The following is a 13,478-nucleotide window of genomic DNA, read 5'->3' on the forward strand; positions in this document are numbered from 1 at the left end:
CAAAAAGTTGCTTAAAGTAACATTCTAGCACCAACCTTTACCTTATCTCAACTTTGGATATTCTGATGGATCCAGTTCGTGCATCACCTCATAAACGGCTTCAAAAATGTCTTCTGCAGATGGTTTAGAGAAATAGTCACCATCATTACCATAGGCGGGCCTGTGTGGTTTTGCGGTTAGTGTTTTAGGTTCGGAGTCTAAATACTGAAACGCTTTTTGCTTGCTTAGTAATTCATCTAAAATATACGCAGAGGCTCCACCCGGAACATCTTCATCAATGATCATGACACGATTTGTTTTGGCAATACTTTTAACTATATCGTGATTAAGATCGAATGGTAATAGCGATTGTACATCAATCACTTCGGCATCAATACCTACCGTTAATAATTCCTTAGCTGTTTTTTGTACTATTCGTAATGTGGATCCATAAGACACTAAGGTGATATCGGTACCTTCTTTAACGGTTTCTACAACGCCAATAGGGGTTTTTAAGTTTCCAAGGTTATTTGGCATTTTTTCTTTTAACCTGTATCCGTTAAGGCATTCCACAACGATGGCAGGGTCATCACCCTGAAGCAACGTATTATAAAAACCGGCTGCTTTGGTCATATTTCGTGGTACCAACAGGTTAACACCTCTCGCTAAATTAAGAATACCACCCATTTGAGAGCCTGAATGCCAAATACCTTCCAACCTGTGGCCCCTGGTTCTAATTATCAAAGGGACTTTCTGTTTTCCTTTGGTGCGGTAGTGTGTTGTGGCTACGTCATCACTTATCGTTTGAATGGCGTAAAGAATGTAATCCAGGTATTGAATTTCAGCAATAGGGCGAAGGCCTCTTAAAGCCATACCAATACCTTGTCCTACTATAGTGGCTTCCCGAATACCCGTATCTGCAATCCTAAGGTCACCATATTTAGCCTGTAAGCCTTCCAGTCCCTGATTCACATCACCAATATTTCCGGTGTCTTCACCAAATACCAAAGCTTCAGGGTAATTGCTAAAGATGGCATCAAAATTATCTCTTAAGATGATCCTTCCGTCAACCAATGCAGCATCCTCATTGTAAGTTGGCTTGACTTCATTTATACGTGTGTTGGAATGTGCCGTTTCAGAGAATAAATGTGAGCTGAATTCAGGCTGTGTTTTTTTAATGACCGTATCGATCCAATGCGCCAATTTTTGTTTTTCAGGAGACGATTCTCCTAACAAATGCCTTAAAGCTTTTCTGGCGTAGGATAGGATGTCTTTTCTGGTAGGTTCATCAACAGCCACCAGGTTTTCTTTTAATTTCGTGATAAAAACACCATTGGAAGATTTTTGGGCCACCTGCGTTAATAACGCTATTAATTCGCTTTTTTGTTTTAGAATAGGTCTTAAAAAGGTGTTCCAGGCATTCTTTTTGGCTTCTCTTACTTCCCTTTTTATGGTGCGCTCAAGTTCAGTGAGGTCTTCATTAGTGGAAATGCCACTTTCAATCATCCATTCCCGCATTTTTAAGTTGCAGTCCTGTTGTCTTTCCCATTCCAGGCGTTCTGCAGTTTTATAGCGTTCATGTGAACCGGAAGTGGAATGCCCCTGGGGTTGGGTAAGTTCCGTGACATGAATTAAAACCGGAACATGTTCTTCCCTGGCTATTGCACCGGCTTCCTGATAGGTTTCTATAAGGTTGGCATAATCCCATCCCTTAACACGTAATATGTCATACCCTTTGTTATCATTATCACGTTGGAAGCCTTTTAATATTTCTGAAATGTTCTCTTTAGTGGTTTGATGTTTGGCATGCACCGAAATACCGTATTCATCATCCCAGACACTAATAATCATGGGTACCTGTAAGACTCCTGCAGCATTTATGGTTTCAAAGAATAAACCTTCGCTGGTGCTAGCGTTTCCTATGGTTCCCCAGGCCACTTCATTGCCATTGTTCGAAAAGTTAGTGGATTTAATACCCTCAACCGCTCTATAAATTTTTGAAGCCTGGGCCAATCCCAATAAACGGGGCATTTGGCCGGCTGTACAGGAAATGTCTGCACTGGAATTATACTGTTTGGTAAGGTCTTTCCAGTTGCCATTGTCGTCTAAACTGTGGGTCACAAAATGACCGCCCATTTGCCTGCCGGCAGACATGGGTTCCAGTTTAATATCCGTATTGGCATATAATCCGGCAAAGAACTGTTCTACGGTAAGCTCTCCCAAAGCCATCATAAGGGTTTGGTCCCGGTAGTAACCCGACCTCCAATCACCTTTTTTAAAGGCTTTAGCCATGGCTAATTGAGGGACTTCCTTGCCATCTCCAAAGATCCCGAATTTAGCTTTACCGGTCAATACTTCGCGCCTTCCCAATAAGCTGCATTCTCTACTTCTAAGAGCTGTTTTATAGTCGTTAATGACTTCAGCTTTAAAGTCTTCAAATGAGATATTTTTTAAATCAGGAATACTTTGCATGGCGGAACGCTTTGGCTGGTGCAAAAGTAGTTAATGTTTCCCTTTTTTGCAATTTTACGAAGCGATAAGTTGTTAACAACTATTTAAAAATAAACAAAATTAGCCTTTAATATTATTTATTCTTCATTAAAAAAGCTTTTTTAATAAGAATAATTGAAATATTAGAACCATCGTCTTCTGAAAAGCCCGAATAATACTTCGGGGTCTACAGTAAATTTAAATCTGATTTTCTGATCGTAATTTGGTTGTCCTATTTCCCAGCCTAAATTTGAATATACCGGGAAGTAGATCTCGAAGTAATCCGTAACCAAATTAAGCCTGACGCCCGAGTCATACATAAAATGGGCACGATCTCCCTTATTTTTCACCAGTCCTATATCACCATAGAATAAAATATATCGCCACAGGGTAGTACTGGCATTGAGTGTGGTGATCCACTGATTGGCAAAAGGGGTGTCTAATTTAGATTTAAAACCGCCTTCAGCCGTGATATATTGCTGACTAAAAATACCGGAGGCTTCAGAGCGCCCTAAATAGGCATAATCAAACAAATAGTCTGTAGGTCTGTCTAATGCAAAACTGAAATAATTGGAGTTTAAATCGGTATTGTTTTTAATGAACGTTCCGGTAAACACCCTTAAATTCAACTGCCGGTTGCTTTCAAACAACTTACGGTATTCATAGTTAAAAGCTATTTTACTGAATTTTTCTGCCACCTGAAAATCTACATACCACTTATTAAAATTTATCAAATTATCATTCGAGTCAATATAGCGCGCATTGAATATCCCATAGTTGGGTTCTGAAGACGTTAAAATATTGGTCTCGTCTCTATCTCTGCGAATATCCACGTATCTGAAGGTTAAAGATTGCCGTTTATTGGAACGAAAGTCGTTGTCTTCTCTAAATAAAAAAGATATGGTTGGCGTGATTTGCGTAACAAATAAGTCCTCGGCATAAGACGAATACCCGGCACCAATACCATAGATTACATTGTACAGGTCTGAATTTTCAAAATAATGCGAATTAGATACAAAGCCGGAACCTGTAAAGGTTTTGGACTTTAAAGCGTATTGCGGTTCAATTCTATAGTTGAAAAGTTTTCTAAGTACGGTTTTGTTGTAGACCCTGGTCCCCAGGGTCAGGCCATCATAAATATTATTGAATTCCACCACGGGCATAAAGAATACCTGGTTATAATGCGGATCTTCAATATCCTGAAACAATCTGAATTGCAGTGGTTTATTATTGAAAAAGAATCCTTTTAACGATTTCCAATTGTCTCTGATATTGATCTCCGGAATGACTTTGTTATAGTTTAAAACTAATTTGTTGGCATCATTCCTGGGAATGGTCAGGGTTTTGCTGTTCGAAATGTTCTCTATCCAGGTTTTTGATATAATGCTATCGTCTTTTAAGGTGTATAACGATACAGGCATACTGTTGTCGCGTTTATTCTTGATGGTCAGCGTTATGGAATCTTCAGTCTTAATAACCTTTCTGATCTTAAAATCAATTTTTTTCCTGGTATCTAAATAGTCATTAAAAAACCAGTCTATATTCTTATCTGTTTTAGATTTTATAAAGGCTTCAAAAGCCTTTACTGAAGTTTCTTTTAGCTTATTGTCTTTAATAAACGACGATAAACTGTTTTCAACAACATCCTGATTAACAAAATCGTCTAAATACCTCAGGCCTACACCGGCCTTGTATTTATTGGCAATATTGGCATTGAATTTTAGAAGGGAGTCTTTAGCCATGGTAAGCTTTTGATCCCGGTTGGTTCTTGCCATAAGCATAAAAGCCAAAATGTACTTGTCGTTAAATTTCATATCGGCAATATGAAAGGAACGAACGCCCCAAATATCCGCAAAAGACCCCAGGAACTTCATGTCAGGGTAGTGTTCATCAACATACTTCATAGCGTAGTATATTTGAATGGCATCTAAAAGCCATTGTTCCTTTCTGGGATTAACAAGTAAGGTGTTTTCCAAATAATTATGGATGGCAATTTTTAATATTTTAAGCTCATATTGAAAATGATTTGGGTAAGGTTTTAAAAATTTAGGCAGAAAGTTTAAACCGTAAATGGGGTCTTTATCATAATCAATTTGAGAAAGCAGTAACTTTTCATGTGGATAGGCTCCCAGGTTAGTTTCTAAATATTTTAAAACTTTTTCAGTAATTAAAACCTTATCTATCATTTCTAAGCCCTCATCGTCAATACTGGAAACAAGTGCCAAATCTTTATTTTGAATGGTTTTAAAATCTTTGGTCTTCCTTAAAAACAACTTGGTGTTCAATCTGTTTTTTCCGTTTAGTATAATTTCTTGATATTTAAGCTTTTGAACATAGCTACTTGAATTTAATTCTGAAGTAAGTTGATAACCCATGGGATACTTGATTTCAAGTGTGATATCCGCTTTTGGAATGTACAGATCATCTAAATCCTTATTGCTGTAATAATGCCATTCGCCATCATAAATAGCCGGTGTGGGGTACCAGTAACGCAGGTTGATGGCGCCTGTATCCGTAATGCCGTATTTCGTGAATTTAGCATTTGGTATTTGAACTATGCACGCCACATCCAATTTGTAAAAATCACCTGGTTTCAGAGGCGCATTGAGATCGACTTTTATAACATCGGGGAACTTTTCAAGTTCGCAATACACTAAATCTTCACCGTTTTGTTTAACGGATGTAATTACGGAATAGCCCCGGTCTTTGTTTTTTGCCAAATGAAAGTCATTAATATACTCGTCAGCAATCCATTGTGCCAGTGGTGTGCTTTTTGTAGCATAGCTGTTGGCCCAATTGTTTAAATAGATAGTATCCAGCGTTTTATTGGAGCTATTGTAATATTGAATGGTTTGAGAAATCTGAATCTTTTTACTCTCGACGTCAAAATCTGCCTTAAGGTCTATTTTATTTTGACCAAAGCTATACAAGCAAATAAAGCTATATATGAGGCAATTTAGAAGACGAAAATTCAATTTACAATTAAAACATTAGGGTTAAAAATTCATTTTTAAGGCACTGCAATATAAAAAAATATGATATCATCAGGTATTGAGGTACTTTATATAACTATTAAACAAGTTAAATGACCAAATACCTAACTAGAAATTAGGGCTCAACTGAGATTCTTTGTAGAAATCGTCAAGAATGGTGGTAACTTCCTCGGCAGTATCCACCAAATGAATTAAATCCAGGTCTTTCGGGCTGACATTACCAAATGCCTCCAGAAGTGTCTTTTTTATCCAATCAATTAGCCCTTCCCAAAAGTCTGTTCCTACTAAAATAATGGGGAACTTACCAATCTTATGGGTTTGTATCAATGTCAGTGCTTCAAAAAACTCGTCTAAAGTACCAAAACCACCGGGCATGACTACGAAACCCTGAGCATATTTTACAAACATCACCTTGCGTACAAAGAAATAGTCAAAATCTAAATTCTTATCATGGTCAATATACGGATTGTCATGCTGTTCAAAGGGCAATTCAATGTTTAATCCAACGGAAGTACCACCTCCCAGGTGGGCCCCTTTGTTACCGGCTTCCATAATTCCGGGGCCACCACCGGTGATAACGCCATAACCGGCCTCAACTATACTTTGCGCAATGTCTTCGGTAAGTTTATAATATTTGTCGTCCGGTTTTGCCCTGGCCGAACCAAAAATGGACACACAGGGGCCAATTTGGCTCATTTTTTCAAATCCATTGACAAACTCTCCCATAATCTTGAAAATAGCCCAGGAATCGTTTGTTTTTATCTCGTTCCACCCTTTATGATGCAATTCTTTTCTCATGTTTTTAAAATCTTTAGTCTATTGTCCATAGACGTAAGTTTATATCTTAATTAACGGCCTCAAGTATACTGACTAAAGGCCAAGTAGCTAATTTAATTCTTTTTTAAGGAATTTAGCCGTATAGCTTTTTTGGTGTTTTACAACGGCTTCCGGAGTCCCTTCAACAATAATTTGCCCACCGCCTTTACCGCCTTCATAGCCAATATCGATGATATGGTCCACTGTTTTTATAACATCTAAATTGTGCTCTATAATAAGTACCGTATTGCCTTTGTCTGCTAATTTATTAAGTACTTGCATGAGCACTCTGATATCTTCAAAATGAAGGCCGGTAGTAGGTTCGTCAAGGATATAGAAGGTATTTCCGGTATCCCGTTTGCTTAACTCGGTTGCTAACTTGATACGTTGCGCTTCGCCACCGGAAAGTGTGGTGCTTTGCTGCCCTAAAGTGATATAACCCAGGCCAACATCCTGAATGGTTTTGAGTTTCTTGTATATTTTAGGAATATGCTCGAAGAAATGTACCGCTTCATTGATGGTCATATTCAGCACATCGCTAATAGATTTTCCTTTATACTTGATCTCAAGTGTTTCCCTGTTAAAACGCTTGCCCTGACAGGTTTCACATTCTACATAAACGTCCGGTAAAAAATTCATTTCAATGACCCGTAAACCACCGCCCTGACAGGTTTCGCATCGTCCGCCTTTGACGTTAAAACTAAACCGGCCCGCCTTATACCCTCTGATCATAGCTTCCGGTATTTTAGCAAATAAGGCCCTGATCTCACTAAACGTACCGGTGTAAGTTACCGGGTTACTTCTTGGCGTGCGGCCAATAGGGGATTGGTTGATATCAATCACTTTATCAATATGCTCCAAACCTTTAATACTTTTATAGGGCATGGGTTTTTTTACACCGTTAAAGTAATGCGCATTTAAAATAGGATAAAGGGTTTCGTTGATCAAAGTGGATTTCCCACTTCCCGAAACACCTGTGACCCCGATCATTTTCCCTAGTGGAAATTTAACCGATACATTTTTAAGGTTATTACCGGTACAGCCGGTAAGTTCTAAAACCTTGCCGTTACCACTTCGTCGCTTTTTAGGGATCTCAATTTCTTTGCTTCCGTTAAGGTAATCCGCAGTAAGTGTATGATGTGTCTTTAGCTCATCAATAGCGCCGGTACTGATGATCTCGCCGCCGTGTTTTCCCGCTTTGGGGCCAATATCTATCACATAATCGGCACGCTCGATCATGTCCTTATCATGCTCTACAACTATTACCGAATTACCAATATCACGGAGCGACACCAAAGAATTAATGAGCTTTTGATTATCGCGCTGATGTAACCCGATACTCGGTTCGTCCAGGATATAAAGTACACCCACTAACTGAGACCCTATTTGAGTGGCCAACCTGATTCGTTGTGCTTCACCACCTGACAGGGATTTAGAACTTCGGTTCAACGATAAATAATCCAATCCAACATCCAATAAGAACTGGAGCCTGGACTTGATCTCCTTTAAAATTTCCTCGGCAATTTTGAATTGTTTTTCAGATAAGTGATTTTCCAGATCATTGAACCATGCCGCTAATTCAACAATATCCATTTTGGCAAGTTCAGCAATATTCTTACCGTTGATCTTGAAATACAGAGATTCTTTTTTCAATCGACTGCCTTCACATTCCGGGCAGGGTATCTTGTCCATATAGCCCTTTGCCCATCGTTTTAACGATGTGGATTCGGCTGTTTTGTATTGATTTTCAATAAAATTGGCAACGCCTTCAAAATCAATGTTATAATTTCTGGTTACCCCGAGTGTTTTGCTTTCAACAGAGAACTTTTCACTGCCCCCGTAAAGGATCATGTCTTTGGCTTCTTCAGGAATGCTTTTGTAAGGATCGGTTAACTTAAAATTGAAACGTTGGGCAATAGTTCCAAACTGTTTAAAGATCCAACTGTTTTTTTCAGGGCCATGAGGTGCCAAAGCGCCGTTGGATATTGAAAGTGATTCGTCAGGAACAATTTTATTAATATTCACTTTGTGAAGTTCTCCGATGCCATTGCAAGTACTACAGGCACCTTTAGGCGAATTGAACGAAAAATTATTAGGTTCCGGATTAGGATATGAGATACCTGACGACGGACACATTAAATTTCTGCTGAAATAACGGGCTTTATTGGTGTCCTGGTCAATAACCAGTAGGACGTCATCTCCATGATACATAGCTGTATTAATGGTTTCAGTGAGCCTCTTGTCGTTATCAACGGCATCGTTTACAACCAATCTATCGATAACAATTTCAATATCATGGGTTTTGTAACGGTCCAGCTTCATGCCTTTGACGATATCGCGAATCTCACCGTCAGTTCTCACTTTTACAAAGCCTTGTTTGGCTATTTGTTCAAACAATTCACGATAATGCCCTTTCCTGGAGCGTACCACAGGGGCCAAAATATTAATGCGTTTGCCATCAAAATCTTTGATGATAAGCTCTTTTATTTGTTCATCACTATAGCTTATCATTTTATCGCCTGTATTATAGCTGTAAGCATCAGCAGCCCGGGCAAATAAAAGACGCATAAAGTCGTAAATCTCAGTAATCGTACCAACTGTAGAGCGTGGCGACTTACTGGTGGTTTTTTGCTCAATGGCAATAACGGGAGATAAACCGTCAATTTTGTCAACATCAGGTCGTTCCAGTCCTCCTAAAAACTGACGCGCATAGGCCGAAAAGGTCTCAATATACCGGCGTTGTCCTTCCGCATAGATCGTATCGAAAGCCAATGACGATTTTCCACTACCGGAAAGCCCTGTAATCACCACAAGTTTTTCCCTGGGAATAGATACATCAATGTTTTTAAGGTTATGTGCCCTGGCACCTTTTACTTCAATACAATCGTCAAATGAGTTCATAAATTGGCAAAAGTGCAAAGTTACAATTTTAGTTGTTAATTTTCTGTGAAGTTTCCTTTTGGATTTATTATCATTGTATATAGAATTTGTAAAAACGCTCAAAAGATATACAGATATGAAATTATTAGGCATAAGTTCCAGGATAGATCATCCGGAGTACGGAAAAGGGGTTATTACTAATGTAACATCACAACATTATTGGGTAACGTTTATTGATAAAGGGTTGGAGACGATTGACCTTGATAGCGAATTTGATGTGATTGAAGCTGCTTATGACGATGTGGATACAGTTAGCTTTTATGATGTTGAAACCAGTTTGGTGGCCATTTTAAAAAAGTGGAGCGATGCCAGTGAGGTCGTACCTATTGCCGATAAGTATAAAGGCGGAAAAATCATTTTACAGCCGGCTGATGACAGTTTAAAATCTTATGAATTACCCATTGACAAGTTTTTCCATAAGATCACCATGGTCAGGGACAGGCTGAGAGTTATGGAGCAACGTATTAATTCCAGTGATCTGGACGAACAGGGAAAAATAGATCTGCAACAATACATTACCAGGATATATGGCAGTTTAACCAGTTTTAATATTTTGTTTAAGTCTAAGAATCAGCAGTTTGTCGGACAAAGGAGTAAATAGTCCATGTCATTCGTCGAATTCTGATATTTTTATTTTTTGGTGCAGACCCATTAGTGTAATTTAGGTTTTATGATACCCCAAATCCATAAACTTTACACTTATGAAAGCTCCAAACTATATTACAACGATTTGCTTGTTATTTATTCTTCTTATAGTTTCCTGTTCAACTGATGACGGGCCTTCCCATAGTCCTTTGATCGATTTAGGGATTGAAGATGCCGAAGTGCAAACCAGATTAACTACCTCACTTGTCGGGCAATTGCCTGATGGTGATGGCAACCCGGAAAACTTATGTGCCGATGGGGCTATGCAGTTGATGGCTGATGATCCGTATTGCGGGTATGTGGACGTAGGGGAGTTTGCAGTCAATCTGATTAATGAGTACAGGGCAAAACATAATTTACCACCCTATGTCAGGGCTATTGAATATGAATTGTGTGCCGCCAGGGAAGCCAGGCTGGCTGTTGAAAACGGTGTGCCTCACTGGAATGATGGCTGTGGCTGGAGAAGTCAGGGGTCAACAGGAGGCGGACGAGGCGGCGATGACTCCAGCGGGACCGTAGAAAAGTCTGTTGCCTGGGTACCAAAATTATTCTACCAGGAAGGCCCCAATGGCGGGCATTACCAGGCTATGATGGAAAAAAGGAGCAGGGGAGTAGCAGTTGGGTATTATGCCATAGACCGGGATAGTCATAGGATTGTTGTTAATTATTATGACAGCCTGTAACTTTTTTTATCAATTAACCCCTTTTATATCGGTAATCTCCATACCAAAAAACAGGATCTTATGAAGTGTAGGTAGTTTTACACCGGTTTCCGTAGTGGTCCAGTCACTCCAGGAAGTTTCCATACCGTCAATGGGGAGTTGTGAGGTCCACATTTTAAAACTTTTTGGCATGCTGTCGTCATCCAATTGCCATAAGTACGTATCCCCTGTATTATAAGTAACCAGTAAGGCATCGCCATTATCAGTATCTACCAATGCCCGCTCTACACCCTGATCAAAAACCCTGTGAGGGGCAAATACCCAAAACGAGTCGTTCTCATAATACTTTACAGCTTTTTCAATAAGATCTTCGGCGAGATCGCCATCCACCTTAAAACTATGGACATAGGCCTTATGATTGCTGTCTTTCAAATCCAGATTCACTTTGTATTGTTCCCAATAGACTTCGCAAATGCCTTTTGATTTTTCCCATTTGTAATGACGCCTTTGTTTGTAGGTCCATTCAAAGACATCCGTATTGACGTAGGCTTCGTAGTTCAAGGCCACTATCATCTTTGTAGCAAGGTCATCTGCGGCTTTACCTGCGGTACCTGTTGGAAGTGGTGTATCGTATTTGAGGTATAAATAGCCAAAAAACAAGAGACTGGGTAAGGTGAAAAAGATCACGATACCGGCCCCTATTTTAAATATTTTTTTCGACTTCACAACAGTAGGTTTTTATGCGATTTGAGCGTCTAAATTATTAAATACGATCGAGTTAGTAAAAGAAAACTGGTAAAAACCGATAGCCGCAGTGTCTTCTCGATAACTTGCACTTCCGGTTTAAGTTCATCTATAAAACAAGTATTTGGTCAAATGACAGAGGCCTTTAGCCCTTTTAATTTTTTGTTTGAAAAACTAATAAGTTCATCAAAGAAAGAAGTGAATTCATTTTCAAATTCATTGTAAAACGCTTCCAGTTCGTGAACGGCTTCATTCATACTGGAACGGTTTTTAGTACGCCTGTTCATGCCATCTAAGACCCTGGAGATCCCTTCAACCGAAGCATAACTTAACAACCAGTTATCCGTGATCATATAAGGCATCATTTTCTGTATTCGCGCCGGTAGGATTTCGTAGTTGTTTTCCAAAGCATCATAAAAGTTTTCAACATAAATATCTAAAGGAATGTCCGAATAATGTTTCCAGTTTTTTGCTAAAAAATGGTCATAAAGAATATCTACTATAATACCGGAGTAATGCGCGTATTTTTCATGCAGACGCTTGGTGCTTAATCTAACGGTTTTATGGGCATCGGTAAAGGTATCGATTTCACGATGCAACAAGATCCCTACCTGGATATCCCTTGGGTATTTTTTATAACTGCTTCCCTTAATACCATCGGCAATAAAGTTGCCAATGGTCACTAAATCATTGTCCCCGGAAAGGTAAATATGAGCCAAAAAATTCATTTTAGAAATGTACGAATTGATTTTTTAAGTTCAGTTAAAATATAAGCTAAAAAAAATATGTACGTTTGCAGAAATCAGAATCAGAATTTATGACACTTATAAAATCAATTTCAGGAATTAGGGGAACCATTGGCGGACCGGTAGGCGAGAATTTAACGCCTATTGATGCTGTTAAATTTGCTGCGGCTTATGGTGAATGGTTAAAGCAAAACAGGAAAAAGGAAAATTATCGTGTGGTTGTTGGCAGAGATGCCCGAATTTCCGGTAAAATGATTCAGAATTTGGTTATGAATACGTTGATTGGCCAGGGTATTCACGTAATTAATGTGGGGCTTTCAACAACGCCAACCGTTGAGGTTGCGGTTCCAATGGAACATGCCGATGGTGGTATTATTTTAACAGCCAGCCATAACCCGAAGCAATGGAACGCCCTTAAGTTATTAAACGAAAAAGGTGAGTTCTTAGATGCTGTGGAAGGTGCTAAAATTCTGGACATTGCCGAAAGCGGTGCCATTGATTTTGCCGATGTTGACAGCCTGGGTAAGATCACTAAAAATGATGCTTATATAGACTTACATATTATTGAGGTTTTAGATTTGCCATTAGTAACTGTAAAGCCCATTGAGCGCGCAAAATTCAGGGTAGTGGTTGACGGTGTGAATTCTACGGGAGGAATTGCTATTCCGTTGCTCCTGGAACGTTTAGGTGTGGATGTAATTAAATTACATTGTGAACCGAACGGGCATTTCCCGCATAACCCGGAACCGCTAAAAGAGCATTTAACAGACCTGTCTGAAGCTGTTAGAAAATACAATGCGGACTTTGGGATTGTTGTAGACCCTGATGTAGACAGATTAGCCTTTATGGATGAAAATGGGGAGATGTTCGGGGAAGAATATACCCTGGTGGCATGTGCTGATTATGTGTTAAGCAGAACGCCCGGAAATACGGTGAGCAACATGAGCTCTACCAGAGCGCTAAGAGATGTGACTGAGAAATACGGCGGTACTTATGAAGCCAGTGCTGTGGGTGAGGTCAATGTGGTGAAGCTTATGAAAAAGAACAAGGTTGTGATCGGTGGTGAAGGCAATGGCGGTATTATTTATCCGGAGGCCCATTACGGACGTGATGCCCTGGTTGGCGTGGCGCTGTTTTTAAGTTTGCTGGCCGATAAGAATATTTCTGTTAGTGCCCTTAGAAAAACCTATCCTAACTATTTTATGAGCAAAAAGAAGATCCAGTTAACACCGGATCTGGATGTTGACGGGATTTTAAAAGAAATAGAAAACCGTTATCAAAATGAGCGGTTAACTACCATTGATGGTGTAAAAATAGATTTTGCCGAAAGTTGGGTCCATCTTCGTAAAAGTAATACGGAACCCATCATCAGAATTTATACGGAAGCTAAATCGCAGGAGGAAGCTGATACATTGGCAGACAAGTTTATTGAAGAGTTGGGGGCTATTGCGTCTAGTTAAATG

9 protein-coding genes are annotated in these 13,478 nt (G+C 39.4%); 3 read left to right on the forward strand and 6 right to left on the reverse strand.

The window, feature by feature from the left end; all coding sequences use genetic code 11:
* Positions 1–42: 42 nt before the first annotated feature.
* The 4 genes from Q0983_RS13495 to uvrA all read right to left on the reverse strand — a co-directional run bounded on the left by Q0983_RS13495 (position 43) and on the right by uvrA (position 9,179).
* The gene (locus tag Q0983_RS13495) at positions 43–2,451 is read right to left on the reverse strand and encodes an alpha-ketoacid dehydrogenase subunit alpha/beta (protein WP_299554195.1); all 2,409 of its coding nucleotides are present in this window, start codon (positions 2,449–2,451) and stop codon (positions 43–45) included.
* Positions 2,452–2,612: 161 nt separating this feature from the next.
* On the reverse strand, positions 2,613–5,399 hold the full coding sequence (locus tag Q0983_RS13500) for a metalloprotease (protein ID WP_299554197.1): 2,787 nt from the start codon (positions 5,397–5,399) through the stop codon (positions 2,613–2,615).
* Positions 5,400–5,570: 171 nt separating this feature from the next.
* Positions 5,571–6,260 (reverse strand): TIGR00730 family Rossman fold protein, encoded by a 690-nt coding sequence (locus Q0983_RS13505; RefSeq protein WP_299554199.1) that lies wholly within the window; start codon positions 6,258–6,260, stop codon positions 5,571–5,573.
* 87 nt (positions 6,261–6,347) lie between these two features.
* Positions 6,348–9,179 (reverse strand): excinuclease ABC subunit UvrA, encoded by a 2,832-nt coding sequence (uvrA, locus tag Q0983_RS13510; RefSeq protein ID WP_299554202.1) that lies wholly within the window; start codon positions 9,177–9,179, stop codon positions 6,348–6,350.
* Between the two features lie 115 nt (positions 9,180–9,294).
* Here uvrA and Q0983_RS13515 point away from each other — a divergent pair, with 115 nt between their 5' ends.
* Positions 9,295–9,819, forward strand: a complete 525-nt coding sequence (locus Q0983_RS13515; protein ID WP_299554205.1) for a hypothetical protein — start codon at positions 9,295–9,297, stop codon at positions 9,817–9,819.
* 100 nt (positions 9,820–9,919) lie between these two features.
* On the forward strand, positions 9,920–10,546 hold the full coding sequence (locus Q0983_RS13520) for a CAP domain-containing protein (RefSeq protein ID WP_299554208.1): 627 nt from the start codon (positions 9,920–9,922) through the stop codon (positions 10,544–10,546).
* A gap of 9 nt (positions 10,547–10,555) precedes the next feature.
* Here the strand turns inward: Q0983_RS13520 and Q0983_RS13525 are convergent, their stop codons facing one another.
* Positions 10,556–11,251, reverse strand: a complete 696-nt coding sequence (locus tag Q0983_RS13525; protein ID WP_299554211.1) for a hypothetical protein — start codon at positions 11,249–11,251, stop codon at positions 10,556–10,558.
* Between the two features lie 146 nt (positions 11,252–11,397).
* Positions 11,398–11,997: an acyl carrier protein phosphodiesterase gene (locus Q0983_RS13530; protein ID WP_299554214.1), complete on the reverse strand. Its 600-nt coding sequence runs from the start codon at positions 11,995–11,997 to the stop codon at positions 11,398–11,400.
* 89 nt (positions 11,998–12,086) lie between these two features.
* Between Q0983_RS13530 and glmM the strand changes: the two genes are divergently transcribed.
* Complete coding sequence (gene glmM / locus Q0983_RS13535) at positions 12,087–13,475, forward strand: phosphoglucosamine mutase (protein ID WP_299554216.1); 1,389 nt, start codon at positions 12,087–12,089, stop codon at positions 13,473–13,475.
* The last annotated feature ends 3 nt before the right edge of the window (positions 13,476–13,478 follow it).

Origin of the sequence: Seonamhaeicola sp. (assembly GCF_028281565.1) — a bacterium.
Lineage (GTDB): Bacteria > Bacteroidota > Bacteroidia > Flavobacteriales > Flavobacteriaceae > Seonamhaeicola.